Origin of the sequence: Halorhodospira abdelmalekii, from assembly GCF_016583625.1 — a bacterium.
Classification (GTDB): Bacteria; Pseudomonadota; Gammaproteobacteria; order Nitrococcales; family Halorhodospiraceae; genus Halorhodospira; species Halorhodospira abdelmalekii.
Genome location: NZ_NRRN01000027.1, coordinates 23,680 through 45,177 on the forward strand (window position 1 = coordinate 23,680; position 21,498 = coordinate 45,177).

15 protein-coding genes are annotated in these 21,498 nt (G+C 51.5%); 1 reads left to right on the forward strand and 14 read right to left on the reverse strand.

Annotation, left to right across the window (positions count from 1 at the left end):
• Positions 1–69: 69 nt before the first annotated feature.
• The 12 genes from CKO15_RS08020 to CKO15_RS08075 form a co-directional block, all read right to left on the reverse strand.
• On the reverse strand, positions 70–1,284 hold the full coding sequence (locus CKO15_RS08020; RefSeq protein ID WP_200194701.1) for an ABC transporter substrate-binding protein: 1,215 nt from the start codon (positions 1,282–1,284) through the stop codon (positions 70–72).
• Between the two features lie 42 nt (positions 1,285–1,326).
• The gene (locus CKO15_RS08025; protein ID WP_200194703.1) at positions 1,327–4,236 is read right to left on the reverse strand and encodes an NHLP bacteriocin export ABC transporter permease/ATPase subunit; all 2,910 of its coding nucleotides are present in this window, start codon (positions 4,234–4,236) and stop codon (positions 1,327–1,329) included.
• Between the two features lie 12 nt (positions 4,237–4,248).
• Positions 4,249–6,426 carry an NHLP family bacteriocin export ABC transporter peptidase/permease/ATPase subunit gene (locus tag CKO15_RS08030; RefSeq protein WP_242464659.1) on the reverse strand — a complete coding sequence of 726 codons (2,178 nt, stop codon included), beginning with the start codon at positions 6,424–6,426 and terminating at the stop codon, positions 4,249–4,251.
• 29 nt (positions 6,427–6,455) lie between these two features.
• On the reverse strand, positions 6,456–7,676 hold the full coding sequence (locus tag CKO15_RS08035) for an NHLP bacteriocin system secretion protein (protein ID WP_200194705.1): 1,221 nt from the start codon (positions 7,674–7,676) through the stop codon (positions 6,456–6,458).
• 12 nt (positions 7,677–7,688) lie between these two features.
• Positions 7,689–9,794 carry an SET domain-containing protein-lysine N-methyltransferase gene (locus tag CKO15_RS08040; protein WP_200194707.1) on the reverse strand — a complete coding sequence of 702 codons (2,106 nt, stop codon included), beginning with the start codon at positions 9,792–9,794 and terminating at the stop codon, positions 7,689–7,691.
• Positions 9,795–9,796: 2 nt separating this feature from the next.
• Positions 9,797–10,228 (reverse strand): SET domain-containing protein, encoded by a 432-nt coding sequence (locus tag CKO15_RS08045; protein WP_200194709.1) that lies wholly within the window; start codon positions 10,226–10,228, stop codon positions 9,797–9,799.
• Between the two features lie 3 nt (positions 10,229–10,231).
• A complete protein-coding gene (locus tag CKO15_RS08050; RefSeq protein ID WP_200194711.1) occupies positions 10,232–12,220 on the reverse strand; it encodes a YcaO-like family protein in 1,989 nt (662 codons plus the stop codon).
• Position 12,221: 1 nt separating this feature from the next.
• Complete coding sequence (locus CKO15_RS08055; protein ID WP_200194713.1) at positions 12,222–13,013, reverse strand: class I SAM-dependent methyltransferase; 792 nt, start codon at positions 13,011–13,013, stop codon at positions 12,222–12,224.
• A complete protein-coding gene (locus CKO15_RS08060; RefSeq protein ID WP_200194715.1) occupies positions 13,013–14,311 on the reverse strand; it encodes a deoxyhypusine synthase family protein in 1,299 nt (432 codons plus the stop codon). Before CKO15_RS08060 ends, CKO15_RS08055 begins: the two co-directional genes overlap by 1 nt.
• 77 nt (positions 14,312–14,388) lie before the next feature.
• Positions 14,389–14,727 carry an NHLP leader peptide family RiPP precursor gene (locus tag CKO15_RS08065; protein WP_200194717.1) on the reverse strand — a complete coding sequence of 113 codons (339 nt, stop codon included), beginning with the start codon at positions 14,725–14,727 and terminating at the stop codon, positions 14,389–14,391.
• Positions 14,728–15,383: 656 nt separating this feature from the next.
• Entirely contained in the window at positions 15,384–16,112 is a 729-nt protein-coding gene (locus CKO15_RS08070) for a SagB/ThcOx family dehydrogenase (RefSeq protein ID WP_200194719.1), read from the reverse strand.
• A gap of 17 nt (positions 16,113–16,129) precedes the next feature.
• Positions 16,130–17,380 carry a YcaO-like family protein gene (locus CKO15_RS08075; protein ID WP_200194721.1) on the reverse strand — a complete coding sequence of 417 codons (1,251 nt, stop codon included), beginning with the start codon at positions 17,378–17,380 and terminating at the stop codon, positions 16,130–16,132.
• A gap of 805 nt (positions 17,381–18,185) precedes the next feature.
• Between CKO15_RS08075 and CKO15_RS08080 the strand changes: the two genes are divergently transcribed.
• The gene (locus CKO15_RS08080; protein WP_200194723.1) at positions 18,186–18,527 is read left to right on the forward strand and encodes an NHLP leader peptide family RiPP precursor; all 342 of its coding nucleotides are present in this window, start codon (positions 18,186–18,188) and stop codon (positions 18,525–18,527) included.
• 43 nt (positions 18,528–18,570) lie between these two features.
• Here the strand turns inward: CKO15_RS08080 and CKO15_RS08085 are convergent, their stop codons facing one another.
• Positions 18,571–19,266, reverse strand: coding sequence for a response regulator (locus tag CKO15_RS08085; RefSeq protein WP_200194730.1), 696 nt, complete (start codon positions 19,264–19,266; stop codon positions 18,571–18,573).
• A gap of 1 nt (position 19,267) precedes the next feature.
• Complete coding sequence (locus tag CKO15_RS08090; RefSeq protein WP_200194735.1) at positions 19,268–21,283, reverse strand: 7TM diverse intracellular signaling domain-containing protein; 2,016 nt, start codon at positions 21,281–21,283, stop codon at positions 19,268–19,270.
• Positions 21,284–21,498: the final 215 nt, after the last annotated feature.

Sequence of the window (21,498 nt, forward strand, 5' to 3'; positions counted from 1 at the left end):
CTTCGCTCTCCTCGCTCGACTAATGGTAAATGGATAGCTGCACATAAACCAAGTTTTACGAGAGACTTCCTACTGATCTGAGTTTTGACCTACAAATCGCCGCAGAGGATAAAACGCTCCACCATCGACGAGATTAAAAACAACCGGTTTTCCAACAATCTCCCCACCCTCTGAAAAAGCGTGACTTCCGGTAACACCCACCCAGGGTTCAGGCCAGCGCTGATCGCTTCCCCGAAGTTCAGCTGCTATATCCCTCGGATCAACGCTCCCCGCCTTCTCGGCCGCATCGGCAAGCAGCATTACGGCATCGTAGCCCTGTGCCGCAAAACTGCTGGGGCTTAGACCATAGCGATCCTCATAGGCAGCGACAAAATTTTGTACTCGCGAATCAGGCAAGGCCTTATTAAAAACCGATGTCGTAATCACGCCTTCTGAATACTCACCACCTAACCCAATCAGAATCTCAGAGTCTAGGCCATCCCCACCGAAGATCGGAACAGTGTGACCCATCTTTCTAGCCTCTCTAATGATCTCTGCAGCAGCGGGTAGCGAACCGGCCAGAAAAACAGCATCGAAAGGCTGAAACTCTTGATACCGCAGCCAATTTCGAAAGATGCGACGATGATCGCTACCAAAATCATAAGCCCGACGGTCAACCACCTCTACCCCGAACTCGCTTGCTCGACGCTCAAAAAAGTTTGCCAAATCAATCCCATAGGGATTGTTTACATAATAAATTACAATTCTGTTATAACCGCGTTCACGCGCAAGCTCGGCTAACGCCTCAGCCTGTTGGAGATTGCTTGGATGAGTGCGAAACACCATCTTTAAGCCTCGCTCAGTAAGTGGCATGCCGGTTGCCCCAGGCGATATCATCAGTACGCCTGCTGCTTCGTACACTGAGGAGGCCGGGACGGCAAGAAAAGTATCGAGATGTGCAATGACCGCTGCCACGCTTGGATCGTCGGCTACGCGTTGAGCAAATATCATTGCTCGATCGACTTCACTTTTATCGTCAAACTCCAAAAACTGAATCTCGCGACCAAGAACGCCGCCAGCGTCATTGAGCTTTTCCTGAGCTAAGCGAGCGCCCTCACGCATCTCCCCTTGAGGGCCTTCAAAAGGCCAAGCCAAGCCGACAATCAACTTCTGCTCTTCCTCTACCACCTTTTGGGCACGCTGTTCGGCTGGGTCTTCCGCACCGCACCCCAGCAACGACACCAATAATAGTATGCTTAACAACAAAAAAAAGCATTTATGTATAAAGCGCGCATTAATAAACATGGATATAGATCTGCCAAGTCTTCTGTTACCAAATTAAACGACTCACGCGACTTGACGCCGGGCGAGTTCAGCGAAAATACCATTCTGAGCGATCAGCTCATCGTAACTTCCAGACTCCGCAACTCGACCAGCATCCATTACACATATCCGATCCGCCCTCACGATGGTACTAAGACGATGAGCAATAACAATGCGGGTAGCCTCCAACTGCTCCACACTCTCGTTGACCTGTGCTTGAGTTTTATTATCGAGAGCACTAGTAGCCTCATCAAAAAACAGAATCCGCGGTCGGTGCACCAGTGCACGTGCGATCAATAAGCGTTGACGCTGCCCGCCGGAAAGTGTGGTACCGCCCTCGCTGACCATCGTATAAAGCCCCATTGGCATATTTTTTATGTCATTCTCCATACCTGCCATACGGACAGCCTCCCAGGCATCGGCAGGCGTCAGCGGTGCTGAACCGATGATGTTAGAAAAAATATCACCCTGCATTAAATAGCCGTCTTGAAGAACCACGCCAACTTGTTTACGTAAAGCGGTTAAATCAAGCCCCGCCATATCTTGCCCATCGTAAAAAACGCTGCCGGCTTGAGGAGTTTCAAAACCTAGCATTAAACGCAACAAGGTCGACTTGCCGGAACCTGATGTCCCGACAATACCAATAAATTCGCCCGGCTCAGCATTCAAACTGGTACCACGCAAGATTTGAGGCGAATCTTCACCATAGGCAAATTCTACATCGCAAACCTCAATATGACCTGCTAATCGGCCAGGCTCGCTTTTTCCTGAATCGACCTCCTCAGGCTGCACAAGAATCGGTTTTGCACGCTCCCACAATGGAACCAAACCTATTAAACTTGCAACCAATTGACTCAACCCCAACACCCCCCCCAAAAACATACCTTGCGCAGCGTTAAAAGCAACAAACTGTCCAACCGTGAGCCCCTCTTCTGGATCCATGCGTGCAACCACGAAAAATATAACAGCAGTTGATAGCAGTGGAAGTGCTGTCTCTAATGCTGTAACCGGCCGAATCATCGCACCGGCGCGATAGGCGTGTTCCTGCTGACGTGCAAACGCTTGCGACCAGCGCGAAAAAGCTCTCTGCTCTGCGCCGTTAGCACGAATTTTACCAACCCCGCTGAGCAGCTCGAGAGTCATCCCTGAGAGGATACCGGAACTCTCAGCCATTCTTCTCTCATGCACCAAAGAAAAAGCAGTAGATATGATGTTGAGCGCGAGAGCAAAAAAGGCCAAACCTATCACCACAACAGTCAACAACGGACTGTATACAAGCATCAGCACAAGCGCGAACAATGAAAAAAAAGAAGCAACAAATGTTGCCAGCGTGGTACCCGAAATAACACGCCGCATCTCTGCAAAAGCATTGGCGCGATCAGCCAAATCACCAGCCGAATAATTACGAAAAAAAGAGGCTGGGAGACGCAGCAACTTATCCCATACAGCTGATTGTGCTACGGTCTCCATCCTCCCCTCTAGGCGAAGCTGAGTCAAACCTTTCGTTATCTCAAAAAAAGCGCCGGAAAAAGCTAGAGCAATAAGCAGTAGCATCAACTCAAATATCCTGTCACGATCAGCCCCAGGGATGATATCGTCGACCAGGATACCGGTAGCCACCGGGACAAAGAAACCTAACAGAACTGCCAAAGCGGCAGCGCATAGAAACATCAAAAAATCACGACGCAGCCCAGCTACAGCGAACTTTAAAACGCCAGCAGGCGAAGGCTTGATATCACCGAAAGGTCTATAGAAAGTGTACGCACGATCCATCAGATCAGAATCAATTTTGCGATCGACTCGGGAAACCTTTTTTGTTGACGGATCACAAACCTCATAAGAACGACGATTTTTACGAGGAACTAAAGCAACCGGCGAGCCATCCTGCCAATAACCAAGCATTGGACCATTATCCGATTTCCACCATTCTCTTTCTAAAGCGACCAATCGATAGCGCAATCCATTCGTTCGCTCGACCATAGCGAGTGGATCCCGACTCTCCTCTACCCCCGGCCCTGGATCTTTAAACTGGATGCCAGAATATTCTGAAACCATTCGGCAAGCACCAAGCCACGGCGCCTCTTCAGGCCGAAATTCCGGGCGCCAATACTTTCGCCTTAATACCGCAGCCAAAGTCTGCAAACCGCCGCTCATTACCGCTTTTTCGGTTTCGACGCGCTGCTGCATGCGCTGACGTTCCAGCAGCTCGACATCTTTAAAGTGCGTTGCCAATCCAGCGATAATTTGTTCATTAGCGGAGACGTAGGATTCCATCTCCGGGTCATTCTCTAGTAGCGACTCGGTATCTATGAGCCAAATCGTCGCCGCACGCTCGTGGGAGGCTTTTACCCAACCTCCAGGTGGCAGCAGCAATGGATAGTCATCCTCCTGAATCGTTATCGCCTGAGTACCATAAGCACATACAGAACCACTCCCCTGGCCAAGCGCTACCCAATTGCCGCGGCCAGTGACAACTCCCGATTCATCGGGCCCCAATTGACCTGCCTCATCTGGCTTTATTCTTTTGGTTGCATCAGGTGGCAGACGTCCGCGCAGAGGCTTATAGAGCAGCATCAACCAATTGTTCAGAGCCTCAGCCAATTCAACATAGATCTGCTCATCATCCTCACCGAGCTGGTTTTCGAAAACGCTCTGAAGATGGGTATTTAACTGACCGGTCAGTTGTAGCTGCCAACCGGAAGCGTTAATCTCGCTCCAAGCAGGGATCACCATTCCGACAGTACAGGTGCCAATATAATGGCGGCGACCCGGCGCTCCCTCTTGGTCGCGCCAAGCTAGGTAGACATCAACCTCTCCCTGGCTTACACGGTATAGAAGCGGGCCTCTTTCGCTCTGATCGAGCCACAGCCGATCGTGGGCGGTCAGTGTTGAATCTGTACCCAGTTTTTCGAATAACTTAGCCAAAATTGACATCAGCAAAAAATCCTACATTGTTTCAACTAGGGCCCGATAAGCGCCGTTGGCACTCATTAATTCATCATGGGCACCACGTTCAACTACCTTACCCCCATCTAAAACAATAATCTGATCGCAATCACGAATAGTACTCAATCGATGAGCCACAATCAGGCAGCTACAACCACGGCGACGGATATTGCGATCCACGATCAGTTCTGACTCGGGATCAAGCGCGCTAGTTGCCTCATCCATGATCAGTAAAGAAGGCATAGAAATCAGCGCTCGCGCAATCTCTAAGCGCTGGCGCTGACCACCGGAAAAATTTCCTCCACCCTCATTAACATAACCCTCGTACCCACCTGAACGGGATGCGATGATAGGATGGATAGCTGCGTCTTTGCCTGCCTGCAACAACCGCTCTTCTGGAATGGAGGCGTCCCACATTGTCAGATTTTCACGCACTGTCCCAGCAAACAACATAACATCTTGATCTACCATTGCTATTGAACTAAGCAGTACATCCCGGTGCCAATATCCGCGCGGCTTACCATCGAAAAGGATCTCTCCACTCCAAGGCTGATAAAGACCAACTACCATGCGCGCGATAGTCGACTTTCCACAGCCTGAAGGGCCAACCAACGCGACCCGTTGACCAGGCAACAAGTCCAAAGAGAAACCATCAACCAAAGGTGGATCAAGAGGACTGAAACCGTAGGTTAAATCCCGAATTGTCAGTCGTCCCTCCAAGCGTGTAGGCTGCTCTTCAGTCAGCAAAGGGACCGATTCTGGCTGAATCTGTGTTGGATGACGCATTACGTCATCAAGGCGACGCATACTTCCCGTCATCTCTTGGACGTTACTGCCGATATCGACCAACTCATTGACTGGCTCCACAAACTGCGCAACCAAAGCCTGAAAGGCGACTAGCGCACCAATTGTCAATGCTCCTTCCATGACTTGCATACCACCAATTCCGAGAATCAACGCAGTGTTGATACCATTGAGTAGCGCCGGCACAATACCGAGAGGGATGGTAAGTCTGGCCAAACTCTGTTCAGCGTTAACTGTGCGCGCATGGTAACCAGCCCACTTAGCAAAAAAGTCAGACTCTGAACCTGAAGCCTTGATTGTCTCGATACCTCGCAACCCACTTTGAGAAGTGCCTGCGAGTTTCCCACGATCAATCAGGAGACGTTGACTTCGATCACTCCGCAAGCGAGCGACTAACCTCAAAATTACCACATTGAGAACAGCAACGCCGACAGCAATCAGCGTCAACAGCCAATCGAAGAAAAACATCAAGGCAAGAAAAAAACCAATTTTCATGAGAGCGATGACGGTTGTCGCAACATCCATCACCAAAGTCTCTGCTACATCCTCATTGAGAGCTACGCGATCACTAATCTCTCCGGGGGTGCGCTGCTGGTAAAAAGAAAGTGGCAGCCTTATAACGTGCCAAAAGAATCGTGAAGAACTAGTAATTGATAGCTTACTCTGAAGCCGCAATAACGCCGTACTTTCAAGCCATGAAAGAAGAATTAAACTGACCGCGGCGACCACCATACCCACAAGCAGCGGCATCAGCCAAGAATCAAGCTGACCCACTAAAATTTCATCAACAAAGACCTTGGTAAAAATAGGCACTAGCAGGTTAGGCACAACAAAAGCGAGACCTACTAAAATCAAAAATATTGCCCCTGGTGCCATCCCGCTAGAGCGCTTTAGAATAGCTGTCAACGTCGAAGGCCGCTCACCACCCGGTTGAAAATCCACACCTGGCTTAAATTCCAAAACCACGCCGGTAAAGGCTTCATCGAATTCCTCGTATGTTACCAAACGAGAACCCATAGCCGGATCATTGATATGGACTCCGCGGCGACTAAAGCCCTCCAAAACCACAAAGTGGTTAAAGTTCCAAAAGACAATCGCCGGAAGACTGATCTCCCCAATCTCTTCTAGTTCACGGCGCGTGCCGCGTGCCTCAAGTCCCCACTTGCGCGCAGCTCGAATTACATTGCTAGCCTTACTGCCATCACGGCTTACACCGCACTGGATGCGCAACTCTTCTAGTGGAACATGCCGCCCGTAGTAGGCCAGAATCATTGCCAACGCTGCAGCCCCGCACTCCACCGCCTCCATCTGCATGATGGTCGGCACGCGACAACGGCGACGTTTCAGCTTGATGTGCGTGTTTTCACTATTCAATGGATTTGCCTTCCTACAGACGGATCAAATCATAGCCCCAACGCAGAGCGAACAGTCGGGATAAGCAGAGAAATCGGCCGTTGGCTTCGAATCGTAATATCTCCGTCGCCAATTACACCACCAGTTATGCGTTCTTGCGGCCCACCCGCTGAGGTCCAACGAAAGCCACTGTAATTATCGGGCTCAGGCACCAATGCGACATTTACCTGATAAGCCGCTCCCTGAATCAGCAGATCGTTAACAAGCGATTCATTCCGGAGCAATCGATACATGCTCTCTGAAGTCACAGGATACTCTGATACGCTGGTGACTCTGCCCTTCATTAAGCCGTGCTCTTCCTGGCGGATACCAGCCGGTGAAAGCAGTGCTTCCATGCCCGGCTCGACCCTTCTGCCTTCGTAAGCAGGCAAGAATATAACAGCTTCTAATTGTTTAATTTCAGGCCCATCGGGCTCAAGAGCCGCGATAGGTGTCCCAGCATCAACTAGTTGCCCCCGCGCAACCCGGGTTTCAACCACTCGACCGGCGTAGGGCGACAACACACGCACACGATCGTCGCGCAAAGTCAATAAGTGATCTCGACGCAGTCGTTTTCTTTCAATTCTTCTTTGAGTATCATCGAGCTCTTCTTTAATATCACGCTCGGACTCTAGTTCAGAGAGCTCAATTTGACGCAGTTGCGCACGCAAATCACCTAGCTCATCGCGCGTCTCTAAAAGTTCTTGACGGGTAATCAAACCCCTCTCAAGCAGTTGTTCACGCGCATCAAGACGATCCTGAAGCGCTTCAATGCGCGACATCAATGTTTCGCGCTGGCGCTCAATGTACCGGCGTTGAGCACTGCCTCGAAGATCACTGATTTCTTCGAGCCAAGATTGCCAAACTTGTAGCTCTTCAAGCTCGAACATTGCTTGCTCAAGATCAGAATCAAGCTCAGGATGGGTAAGACGCGCAACGTTTTGCCCTTGTGTGACTCGATCACCAACGCGGATCGACATATCGCTCAAGCGTCCACTACTACCCGCGGTGATTTCATAAAGGCCACCCGTACGCATAAAGACTGCACTCCCTTGCACTTTTGTAGGAATACTGCCCAAAATGCCCCAGATCACCAAGACGGTAATTAACGCTAATAAGGTGGACAGCAAGAGCCAGCTTTTGGGCGTGGTCACTTGGATCATGGCATCGAGCCGGTCTGGAGAAGCCAGCCGATCTATCGCTTTTTGCCGAAACAGCTTTTTTTTACTCATGACCCGCCCATCCTAGTTCTCCACAATGGATTCTCGTCCCAACGCCTGCGCCAAAGCAAAGTCAAAGCTTTTGAGCGCATCCGGAGAAAAAACAACGATTTCTTCCATTTTCAGAAGAACCGCCGCCAAAGTGATCGAAAATTCCTCACGTTGAGTAACCAAGGTGTACTCAGAATCGGTCAACTCATCCTTCGCACGCAACACTTCAGAAATAGTCGCTTGGCCCAATTGGTGCCGCTCTATTTCGCGATCCACTGCTCGTCGATGCAGATCAACTGATCTCTCGGCACGGAGCGCACGCGATGCTGACTGGCGCAAAGAAATCAATCCTGTTTCTAAATTAGTAGCAATACTTCTCTTTAGCTCAATTCGCGAAATCGTAAATTCATCGCGCTCAGCTGAACGCTGAAGATAAACACCTGACTGACTCCTCTGAGCCGGCGCCAAACTATAAGTCAAACCCACACCAAAGCTCGGCCCTACATTGATCTCACCTACAGAACCAAAATAGTCACTTTCACTAGAACCTAACTGACCTCCACGGTAACCGATGAAAAGATCCAGATCCAAAGCCCCTCCCCGATTCAAGCGCGCCCCCTCCATCGCCTCAAAGGCAGCCTGTTCGCGCTGCCGGAGAGTGCTTAAGTCATTACGCTGCTCCAGGGCTCGAGCGACCAGTGATGGATGCTGCTCTAGAGAGGGCAGATTACTCGGATCGATTTGAGCAAACGACTCTGCCGGCTGTGGCAGCAGTCGTGCCTGCTCCGGTGCTAGACCTATAACATTTGCCAACCGGTTACGGGCAACCACCACATCGTCGGCTGCTACTAGTTTTTGCAGACGACGATTTTCAAGCGTTGCATGCACACTATCCGCCTGAACTGCCGGCATTTCATCCACTTCAATCAGCGCCTTAACTTGCTCTAAGAGCTGCTTAGTACGTTCCTTACTACTAAGTGCTAACTGATAATTCTTATGGGCCGCGCTGTACTGCCAATAGGCCTCGACCACCTCATACGCCTTTTCCGCAGTACTGCGAGCCTGCTCCTGCCTAGCCGCCTCTAAACTATGCTCTCCAGCTCGCTCGGGCCAAACAAACCGTTGCCTCTCGTAGGGCAACAGCGGCACACTAATGTCAAGTCGTACAACAGCGACGTTTTCTTGGGGGGGATTTGCAGACTCGTCATAGAGGCTACGCTCGCTGCGCAGTTGAAGAGACGGAGTCACTTCAACACCGGTACGAAACAGCTGCGTCACTCCTAACTCCAGGATACGCGCTCGACTTTCCTCCTCAAAAGAGTATGTCTCTATATAACTTTCAAAAACATCTTTCTCATAACCAAGACTAAAAAAATAATCGCGATCAAATGGACCTTGTGCCTCCATCAATTCGCCCTCAGCGCCACGCACTTGAACGCGGGCGATTTCAAGATCCGGACTTTCGATAAAAGCCATCTGCACCACTTCAGCTAAATTTATTTCTCCATCAATAACTAAACGATCTCTACTCGAATGATCGTGCGCCTTATCGTCGACAACCTCCTGGACACTCTCTTCAAAAAAAGAGTGATCAGATATTGGCTGCGCATTCGCAGACAGCTGAACAACAAAAAACCCCGTTACAGCTATCAAAAAACCAGAAAGCGTAGCAGCCTTATGAGTTTTTTTTCCTTCCTCACTCGATCCCTCATTGTTTTGCCGATCAAGAAAATCTCGATACGGTGTGCCCCGGCGCAGTACGCGGCACCGCACCATGCCATCCACCGCTCGATAATTAATCGTTAACTCTTCACCTGCCTCGATATCACACACCGCTACGAGACAGCAACGCCGCTCCCCATCGGGAGCCCTGAGGTTTGGCGTATCAGAGTGATTAGTGAATCGACCATTATCTATATCAAGCCCGTAACAGTTTGCGACTCGGTCAAAAAAACCAAAATAAAGGATCAATTCTTGGGCGGCTAGCGGCAACTCGTCGACTTCTTCAGGATCGAACTCACAGTGCCACGGAGAGAGCTCCCAAACAACTTGTCCGGCCTGAATGGGCTCTGCAGCAAACAAACCAATCCCAGCCCCCTGGATACGGCTTCGCCCTAAGCGGGTTCGTATTAAATACACGCTCAACCCTCCCCACGCAGAGGGTCACTTTCGGTAAAAGCGTGTCCCTTTCGAAAAATGTTTGCGATACCCTCTTTTGCGCAATCATCACAAAAGGTCCGGTAATCAACTGTAAGCTCTTCGTCCGGCTCAATATCACGAGCGGCGAACATCACCCTCCTCCCAGGACGTAGATTGGGGCTTTCCGAGTGATTCAAAAATCTCTCATTGTCAACATTGTAGATGAAAAAACCGCCTCGCTCATAGCGATATCCATAATACTCGATGGCTTCCCGCATTGCGACAGGCAACTTTTCCATGTCCGCATCATAAAAAACAAAATCAAAATCGGGATGGTGACGAATAACTAGCTGGCCTTTTTTGATAGGCTCAAGAGCAAAAACCCCGATGCCATGCAACTCACTAAATTCTAGTTTTGTTCTGACTCGCAGCATATTTCACCAAAAAAGTTGCAGCGGTTTCGACTCTGTACACGGCACCGTGTGCCAGCCAAGTCGCGCCGGAACTTCTTGAATCCGCCGATAACCAAACCAGGGTCTAGGCCGGCACATTTGAGGAACAATCACGCGAACAACCGCTACTGGCAACCAGTCGGCGGTCAGATCGACCCACAGAGGCTCCATCCCAGCCCCAGCTGCTCGCAGCCGCGATAGCAGAATGCCGATATGCCGCGTTGTTGCCTGCGTAGAGGGTTGCTCAGGACAGGGAAGCAACCAAGGCTGCCTATTCGTGTCAGCGCTCTGCCACCATTCACGCTCATGAATCGCAAGCTGCTCTTCCGGCGCCCGCACTAGCGGCAGCAATTGCGCAAGTTCCAGCGCCGCAGACCACCCCGCCTCGGCGAAACTCCAAGCCGACGCGGCGCCGATGACGATGCGGCGACCATCGGCATCCGCGCTCAGCGCAGCGACCACCGGCACACCGATATCGGTTGTTAAGTCGAGGAGCCAAAAACGCCGACCGCAGCGCTCTAGCGTGTCGGCCAGACGCCTGACTAAAAGGGCGCTCCAAGCCTGCGAAGGCGGCGGTGGACGCAACACTCTAGCGTGCCACCAGATACCAACCGCATCCCGCTCGATTAACTCCAGTAGACCGCGCTGCACCGCCAAATGACGGCTCGTCGCAGCGGCCAAACCGTCTGAGTGAGCGTGCGGACCGGGCGCACCGTCGACACCGAACAACACGAACCCGCGCGGCACCCAGCAACGGCCAGACGCAGCGAGACGACGTGCCGACACCCACTCGACCGTCTCCGACCTCGGCACCGAACGCGGTACCGCGTACCGCGCCCCAGGCAGGCGAAGACCCGCCTGCCCGAGTTGCGTAACCGCCAAGGGAACCAACTCATCCCAACTGCAGAGAGCACCTTTTACCTCATTCGCGGGGAGAGAGGGCCCCCGCCGGCGCCCATCATCAACCGCTGCCAAGCGCTCGAACGCTTCAGCAATCGCCACACGAACCGCAATGTCCGGACGCTCGGCGCACCCTCCGCCACCACGAATGGGGAGTTGCCGGATAAGCGCATCGGCATTCGCCCAGCCACTACCATCTGCCGCTTCAGCACTAGCTATCCAGACGCTCGGAAAATCTTTCAGCGGCACGGAGCGGATGCGGTATATCGGCCCAACAATGGGACTGATCCAGCGGCGCGCCGGCCGCAGCACAGCGCTATTCCAGCGCCGGCAGTGCGTCGACGACGAATCCGCACTCTCTGATAGCCGGTGCAGCCGCACACGCTGCCCCGGCGACAAACTGAGGAGCCCGAATTGCAACAGCCGCCGTGCCGCCCACCGCTCCAATAGCGCCCCAGCCCGAGAGAACGCTACGGCTACCGCGGCTGCGTCGCAGTGCGGCTGCAGATCGGGCAAAGCGCCTACACGCGTAAGCAACAGTGCACGCAACGGCCGCGACTGCCGCAGACGCAACTGCAATTGCGTCCACATCTCCGCCTCTCTGCCGGGCGGCAGCTCCGGACCTAGCCATAAAGCACCCTGATCACCGATACGAAGCAGAACCACTGGACGGTCCTGATTGCTCTGACGACCTACAGCCTCAGTTACAGTTGGTTGCAACCAGTCGGTACCGATCACGTAGCGGGGGGCACCGAGCGCCCGATCTATACGCTCCCAAACTGGATCGCTTGGCTCGGGCAACAACGCCGCTAACCGACGCCCCACCACCAGCGTGCGCTCGCCATAGCGAGAGATCGGCGGTGGCGCCGGGCCTCTTCCCCCCCTCGCCCGCACCAACCGGCGACCACCTAACAACCGTGGCTTGATCTCCCAACCCGAACCACTAACCATTGCCTGAGGAATCAGTCCCTCATGCTCACACCCCAACACCACAACCTGATCGCTGTCTGAGAGCGGCACACAGCTCCAAACTGGCCGCTTGGCAATCGAGAAATCGGCGCCAGACGAGCCCATGTCACACCTCACCAGGCGACGCCGTAGCCATAAACCACCCGACATAGAGCCGATGTGCGCTCGGATCCGCAGCGGCCTGAGCCGCCCACTCTGCCAGCACGGCACGCCCCGCATTCCGATCCGCTGCAGGCAACATGTCCAGTAAAGACTCGCCAACGCAGGAGGCAAATTCAGCGATGCCTACTCCGTCAGTGCTCACCCCCCGGACATCGACTCGCACCTTCGCGAATCCACTCGCACGCAACCAACTATGTAGCTTACGACCAACAAAGGGATCACCACCCGCACCCGCTTGCGCGGCCTCGACGTGCCCCCAAAGCTCGCGCACAGGCTCGGGCTCAGGCCAGCTCATAAACCATCCTCGATCGATATCATCAATCATGCACCAACCGTCGGGACGCAAGACCCGCCGCGCTTCAGCCAGTGCCTTCAGCGGGGCCGTGCAGTGCTGATAAACCAAACGCGCGTAGTAGGCATCAAAAGTTTGATCGGCAAATCGTAAATTTTCAGCGTGACCTACTTGAACCGAGGCGTTAGAAAATGATCGTAACCTTTTTTTAGCTTCGGCGAAAAAACCGAAATCCGGCTCTACCGCAACCACCTCAATACCATCAAAAGCTTTGGCCGCAGCGACCGTATGGACGCCTGACCCACAGCCAACTTCCAGCAGGCGTTGACCCGCTTTAGAGGCCATCCCGACCGCTCGCAATCGCTCTAAGAATTCAGTCGCACCGGCATAAGCTCGTTTGGTTATGCGGCTACGTTCAGCTGAATCATGAGCAGGTGCGAACATCACGGCACTACACCCTCATCATCCTCGGTATCTACTTGTCGCTCTAGTTGGGCGTCGCGACTGCGCTCGCGCCGACGAGGATTATCCCAAGCGCCGTCTGATTTGCGGGCCGCCGCACATGGCGTATAGAGCTTAAAAGCCGCAGCAATAATTAACGGAACCACCAAACTTGCCTCAGTCTCAACCTTTACCTGTTCAGCTTTCGGTGCAATCTTGCCCCAGCTAACGGCCTCATCAACTGGAGCCCCGGCATTACTGCCCTCCATCTCGAGCCCAGTATTGACGTAAACAGCGTAGTCTACCCCGCCAATGGGTATAGCGGCGTTGGTCAGCAGGTGTTTAGGCACACTGCCACCGATCAAAAAGGCAGCGACTTTACGCTTTGCAGAGCGATGTCTAAGCATACGGTCGGCGCTTTGAACGAAATAGTCGCTTGCGTCCAAAACAAAATCCGGGTGCGCCTTTAAGAAATAGTAAGCGACATCGCCAATAGCACCGTCAAGAATTGCCGGACAATAAATGGGAATATTATTCCGCCAAGCCCAGTACACAAAACTACGCTCACGCCCGGGAACTTGCTGTATCTCTAGCTCGTGGCCCAACTCGTAAACAAACTCTGTAACCCCAAAGACTTCATTGTGCTCAACCTGGTGCCGATAGAGCCGTACAAACAGAGAAAAAAGAAACTCTTTGAGCTTACTGTACCGATCCATGGGAATAAAAATATTCCCTGTCCTATTGATATAGTCTTTGAGCAACTTCGCCCCTTCGGCACGCCAAGCCCCGAGCACAAAAGGTTTAAAACACTTCGCTAAATCTTCTTCAACAGCACCGGCAGTTGTCGAACTACAGTCGATTAACTGATGCTTATGTAGCCAAGCCAACTGCTCGCGAATACCTGAGGTCCCCATGTTTGAGGTAAAACCAAAGGCAATTGCCGCCCCCTCATCACGAGCTTTTTGTAGGATACGGATTGCCCGTGCCAATTCGGTAGCTTGCAAGCCAGTAGACTCATAAGACTCGATAAAACTCATAAAGTCAAATGACTGATCAAAATCATAACCTCGAACCTCGGGAAACCCCTCAAGAGACTCGTAGCGAATCTTGTCAAAATAGATGTAACGCCGCCCCGGAGGGATAAAGGGAGTACGCACCGCTTTGAATCCATACAGCCGCAAGAACCGATCCCGACGCCTTAGCGCCAACTCGTACTCTTGCTCTGAATGGATACGCCGTTCAACAGGGATTTCCGGGTTGCGCTGCGAAACCTTGCGGATTTTATTTTTCTGATCATCCATAGAAACCCCCGTCGCCACTTGCAAAAACACAAAAAAAGATGGACGCAGCGCTAGAAGTCGCTGCGCCCGAAGTAGCCTTACTTACACGTCGGCGGCGGTCTTGGTTGACCATCGTCTTCATCATCGCTACCGCCAAAAACACCGCCTATGAGGCCGCCGGCAACAGCATCCAAATCCTCTTCAGCAATCTCTTGATCAAAGCCCTGCGGCTTCGGAGGCAAACTGATCGGAAGAACACCTTCGCCTTGTTCCATTACCGAGACCTTGAGGCCCTCCGGGAGATCGAACTCCCATTCTTTGAAGACCGTCTCTGGCTCCCGTTTGAACCGCTCCTTGAACTCCTCGTCCGACCAACACTCAACAAGGATTTCCGCATAAACTTCCCAAAATGCATCGCTATAAATTTGGTTATCCATCTTTCCCCCAGATTCGTTGGGCACGAGGAGCAGCAGTCTCTGAAGTTACTTGCACCTCGTCCCTCACCGATGTCACCCCTCCCGAGAGGGGCACTTTCTCTAGTGCTTTCATATTTAGAAAGCCCGACACATAGTAAAGAGGCCACATAATATCGCAGCTGACCTGACAAAACTTGAAAAGCATTAAATGCAAAATCAATAAATTAAAATGCAGCCTCTATCACTCGACTCGTGATCCCTCACACGAGACACGAATCGACAGTAGCACTGCTGGACTTCGCACGCAGCCACAGATTGGTTGGATTTTGGTTAGATTTCGGTCTCACCGCTCCCGCTTTCCGAATCACCCAACAAGGCTCTCACAGTAACACGCTGCCCACCACCTGCAACCGCTTGACTGATCAGTCATCACAGTAGCCAGAAAACGTCACAGGACACTGCGACTTTCTAACCTTGTAATTTTTGGGAAGCTTAAGATCTGTCCTTGGCCAGCTGAGCCTTTGACAGAAGAGGGCCAGATTTAAAGTTTTCGCCCCCTCCTTTAGAATCTATGATCGTGGATCTCGAAAGCCATGAAGAAACCACTTGTACCAAAAAAACACCGCGCCAGAATAAAACAGCGGAAAGACACCGCCCACCACAATAGTGTTACTGCTTCACTTCGCCTCGCGGCCAACAGCCACCGCATAAAGTGGCAGTTCGTGAGATGTAAGATCCAATTCATTTGCAACAAAATCATTCACCTGGCCGAGCACTGGACAAGCCCCCAATCCCAACTCATTAGCTGAAAAAATAAGATTTTGAGCGATATGTCCAGCTTCCAACAATGAAGCGGGATATGCCAAATGATGATACTTCACCTCTGACCGCGAAATAACAGTTGTTAAGATCAGTGTCAGCGCGGGATTTTCTAAACAATTCGAGGCAAACTTCATTTTGGAATCAGAGTAGTCACGCTCGACCAAACTCCGCAACTCAAAATCAGTAGACTGAAAATGGTATAGGCCTGGATCAACACATTCAACATTGAAGGCAGCGACATATACTTCTATTGGAAACCTCGCACCTGCAGAAGGATATGCTCGCCGCTCAGGCTCTCGCTTAACATCTAACACCCTTGCCGAAGCCAGAATTTTTGATAACTCCGCAAGAGCAACTGGTTCGTTTCCGAAAACTCTAGCTGACTCCCTTGCCTGTATGAGTGACTCCACCTTTTCAGGCGCATATCGATCTGGCAAATTAACCAGTGGCAATCTTGGATAGCGTTTTTTAAAGGCGTGTAAGTGCGTGTCTGGCGGCACATCATATTCAGGCAGATCATTTTCGCCTAATAAATTATCCGCAATCTTGGTTAACAGGTAAAATTCAGACGTTTTTTTTAGCATGGTTTCATAATAATAAATTACGAGAATGGATGAGGCGGAACTGACTCAACTGGTCGTGGTTTTTTGATGTGCTTCGACGTAGCCGCAAACTCGTCCAAGTAAAGAGGGGCCATACCGGGGACGAGGACTTTCTTTACTTCAAAACCAGCCGATAACGCCTCCGGTGGAGATATGTCACACTCAAAAACACCCAAATAGCGATCAGCTAAATCGCTGTCAATATCAAGACCGCGCATAACCTTAAATTTATCTTCCAAGTCATCGTAAGCAATCTGCGGAGGAGCACTTAGCCACCAGTCTAGGGATTCAATTCGGTCTAAGCTCCCCCAGTACTCCATTCTTCGCTCACTGGATATCACGTCATTTCGAGCTAGCGGCGAAAGCCCACGGCTCGACACATGAAGCCGAGCGGCGAAGCGGAACTGAATAGATTCCAGAATTGCCCGCAACATGGCATCGCGATATTGCACCTTTGAGCTTGAACCGATGTTTATTGCGGGGCCGCCCCCCGTCCTATCGATTGTGACGGCTATAAAAGTAGGCAGAGGCGTGTCGTAAGAAGCCACGAACAGTCGCGTTTCCAATCTATAGCGCTTACAATAATCAATTGCTCTCTTGATATCGCCATCTACGCCAATGACCTCCACCATCGACTCGTGCGAAAGATATGCGTTAATTGCATTATGCCGTTCAATAACTTCACACAGTGCGTTTGCTCGGGCCAAACCGGAACCCAACGGGCCACACGCCGTGCCAGTGCTTATTCGTTCAAGCCGGAGCGGGTACTCCTGGTCGAAAACCTTATCCAAGTATATTAATTGAGACGGGATGAGAACCTCTTCTTCCCCTGGGAGACGCACACACTTCGACCAGGATAACGGCTCGCTACATAGGTCGTCACCTTGCTTGCGATATACAGCATCTCCACGGTAGTCGTCGACGTGGAACTGGTGAGGATCAACGGCCTCAGACGTTGCGAATGAAATGAATGCGACCTTATTGGAGCTGATTTCTTCTGGACAGTTTTCTAGCGCAAGCCGCTCAACCATCTCGCCACAGGCTTTGGCTTTAGCCCTGTCAGTATCCGTATCTATCGCGCTCCCATATACCCCATCGCACCTATAGCGCGTAGCAGCGAATTCCGACGGGAATACTGTGAATGAGGGGTACTTTGGCTCATCATTTATTTTTATACACTCTTCTACCTCACCACACAGCGAATGCCCCCAGGCGGAGCCCATAGCTCCTGTCAAAAAAATCTGCCACATGTCACGCCGTTTACGCATAGCGAACTCATAATGCAAAGCTGATAAACGAAGCCAATCAACTGCTAACCCTTCGAGTGCAGTTTAGGCGCTACAGATCTACCGAACGTTTTGGTAGGATATGAGCACTTTGATGAATGAACGTTCTTGCAGCTGCTGGAAGTCGACAGCGACTCATACTTTACTACTACATATGCCGCATCTGATACAATATCGCTAACTTTTAAAAGTTCCTGTTTCTTAAGGCTAGTGTACATAGAACGACCTCCGGACTGCTTCCTGTAGGTCGCATCGTTTTAGCAGAATTTTCGACTTTACGGAAGCACTATGGTGACACTGACCATCTGGGGACCGTCCAAAAAACTGTCTATGCCATGCCAACCTATTGATATTATGCGGTTTGCTGCACGAATTTTCGAGACTAGCTGTTAGCAGAAGCTCCCGGCGCTGCAGCAACAAGGGCGAAGTCTTCGACTCAAACAGACCGAGGCGAACCGACAAGGGCAGGTGTTGTGAGACTGAAATCTAACCGAGATCCAACTGATCTGTGGCTGCGCAAGACGTCCGGGGGTGGTACCTTCGAACTGCGGCTTGCAGACGGCCGCAAGCCGGGTGAAGAAGCTGCATTCTAATTTCTTGCTTTGCACTTCTTGTTTACAAGTTTTTGCAGATCCGTTATGACGCATCCTTTTTTCAGTGCTAGACTTTCTAAGGCTGAAAACACTAAAGTGGTGAGCGCGATGGGATTGAGGACGCAAGTAACTTTTGATATTACTGACCTGTTATACCCGACAAACCAGGAGGAATAATGAACAATCAGATTTATAGCGATGCATTTTGGGAGGCTTACGCCGAAATCCTCGTTGAGTGTTGGTCGGATAAAGAGTTCAAGGAGAGGTTCAAGCGGGAACCAGAGGCAGTCTTCAAGGAGTGGGAGTTCGATCTCCCAGTGGGCCTTACAATTAAGGTAATCGAACAAAGCGAAGGCATCCTTCCGCTCGGCTTGCCTCCAAAACCACGGGGTTTCGATCGAGAAATTTCTGTAGAAGATTTAGATGCTGTTGCTGGCGGCACGGCTCCAATTGTTCCGGATGATAATGGCGATCCTCAGCCGACAGGCGGTACACATCCGTTACCGCCGTGCAAATAATTGGCTTAGGCGCGGTGGTTTTCACTCCCGCGTCCATTTTTTTTCAATCGATGCGGTAGCCAAATCCAGGTATCGCACGGATCATGTCTGAACAAGGGAGTTTGCGCCGAAGGCGCCAGACAAGATTCTTCAGTGCGTTCTCACTGACAACGCCACCCGGCCAAATCACGTCGAAGAGTTCATCATAGGGAACTGTCTTGCCCCGACACTCAAGGAGCAAAGCCAGCAGCTTCACTTCGCGCCGAGTCAATTGTACGGTCCCGCCGCTGTCGCTTCTCATTTGGCCGGTCGAACAATCCAGATCAATGCCACCACCGTTCACACGACGGCCTCCTCTCCTCTCCGGACCCCGTTCGTTATCCTCGCTGCAGCGGTTCACTAGGGCGGTCGTGATCGTAGCCACCACCGTACGATCAGTGACAGGCTTAACGAGATAGCCCGAGGGGCAAGTATGACGGGCTCGCTGCAACGTCTCGCGCTCACCGTAGGCAGTAAGATAGATGAGGATAAACGCCCCCTCATCACATTGGCGCAAGCGCTGCGCCGCCTCGATGCCATCTCCGCCTTCGCGCAACCGGACGTCCATCAGCACCACATCGGGTTGCTCAGCCTGAAATATTGTCACTGCCTCCTCTTCGTCACGAGCCAAACCAACGACGTGGAACTCTTCAGCCTCTAATACTTCTTTTAGGTAGTGTGCAATAAGCAACTCATCTTCGACCAATAACACGGTTGCCATGTCAGACTGTTCCTTGCCAAAATGGAAAACGCACTTGCACGCAGTTTACTGACCCCGAATAGCGTTTCATTTCCCCACTAAGCTGCTCTGCCATGATCCTTACAATCTTCAGACCGAAATTTTCATCGTTGTCGATCGGCATGCCGTGTCCATTATCTTCTATTCGAAGCAACATTTCATCTCCTTCGCGCACCAGAGAGAGCCATATTTCTCCAGAGGAACGCCCGACGAAAGCGTGTTGATAGGCGTTGGTCACCAGCTCGTTAACAATCAATCCACACGCAATTAATGTTTTAATAGGCAACCTGAGACGATTATCAACCTGCACATGCAAACGTACGGGACAATTTTCAGCGCTGTAACACCGCTCAAGATGATCGAGCAAGCGCGTCAAATAGTCGATTGCACAAAGATCGCTGATGTCTTCGCTGACGTAGAGCAGCTCATGAGCTAGTGCCATAGAGTGAATCCGGTCTCGACCAGCGCGCAGAGCGGCGGTAGCAGCACTCTTTTCACCCTCCTGCATAATCTGAAGACCGAGCAAGCTACCGACGATAGCCAAATTATTTTTGACCCGATGGTGAACCTCTAGCAGCAAAACCTCTTTCTCTCGCAGAGAGCTGACGAGTGAAAGAGTTCGCTTTCTTACAGCCTCTTCTAATTCATCGCGTAGCTGCTCTAACCGACGATTATGTTCACTGATCTGCCGAATCAAATCGGCTTGCGCCTTTTCCTTTTGGTTGCGCAAAAGGGTGATCTGACTGGCAAGCGCAAAGGAGAGCAAAACCGCCCCTAGCACAGACCCAAACAAAAATGTATAATTCACATATGAATCAGAAGGAAAAAAACCAAACCGCCGAAAAGAAAAAAGCGCCACCCCAACAATAAAAAGACCAAAGGCGGCCAAAAAAAAGCGGGCAGCAGGATCGGCACGCAGTCGCAGACCTTGTAATCCTGCCGCAGCAATAACCAAAAGAAGTGGAACAAGGATAGCGAACAGTGGCATCGTACTGGGTTGATCAACAACGGTTGCATAAAGGACAACGCCACCAATTGCAAACATACCGGACCTCAGCAAAAAGTCGATCTTCGGCATGTTTGAACGAGCAAGCAAAAAACTCCGCGTGAATTGAATTGAGGCCAAAATAGCAAGGCAGAACGTATAAATATTTAGACGGCCATCGAGCCATTCGCCTGCGTAGAACAAGTACTCGCGCAGCAATTCGTAGTGCGCGGCAACATTGAGCGGCACCGCGACAATAAAAAGAACATAATAAATGTAGCGCGACTCTCGAAGCGAAAAGAAAAGAAACAAATTATACAATGCCATGCTGAGCATGGCCCCAAAATACCCCCCAAGCATGAAACGAGTAATCTGATCTTGATCAGTGAACGTTGATTCGGTTATTAAACGAGAATTGATGGCCACCCCGTCACGGGAAGCAAAACGCAAATAGACTTCTGCTCGACCTTGATTATCGAAGTGAACCGGGACGATACTATCACGATGTGGGTAAGGTTCTGTTTCAATGGAAACCCCCCGACCTTTGCGATAGTGCACAATCTCACCGTCTACCTCCTGGTAGGCATCCACCTCGTCGAGATAGGGAACCCCCACCACCAAAAACCATTCGCGGGCTGGGTTTTTGATTTCGCGCAAACATAACCGAACCCAGATTGCATCATCGGTATACCCAAAATTCAGTGCCTCACCGCGCCTTACAAACCCCAACTCTCGTATTTCGGCGAAAGGAAGCTCGGCCGAGGGATCGCGCAGAACGGCAGCGATAGGCTCGATCGCATAGCTCTCCTGTTCGCCCAGAACGGCGTAGTTAGAACACCGGTTCTCTGCTGCGACCTCCGTCGAACCGGAGGCCGCAACTGCGGGGGTAAAAAGCGCCAACAGGAGGGGAAACAGCACTGCGAGGGTGACGATAATGCCAGCGACGGCCACAATCTCAAAAAATGCCCAAACGGCCGGGTGTGCGCTGTCGTTTCTGCGGCCATTTGGCGACATGAGAGAAGCCCTCGATTCTAGAGCGTCTAAAGCTGCCCCCGCCGACCCAGACCACCATAGGCGCCAAAATAAGCCGGCGGGCACTCATACGTTACTGATTCCACGATCCCGACAATAGCTGATCAGCTCGTTCAATCGTGGCGGTAACTGCTGCAGTTGTCGCCGCCGGGGACGCTCAGACATGACCGCCAAGGCCTCATCCCAGCGTTCCAAGC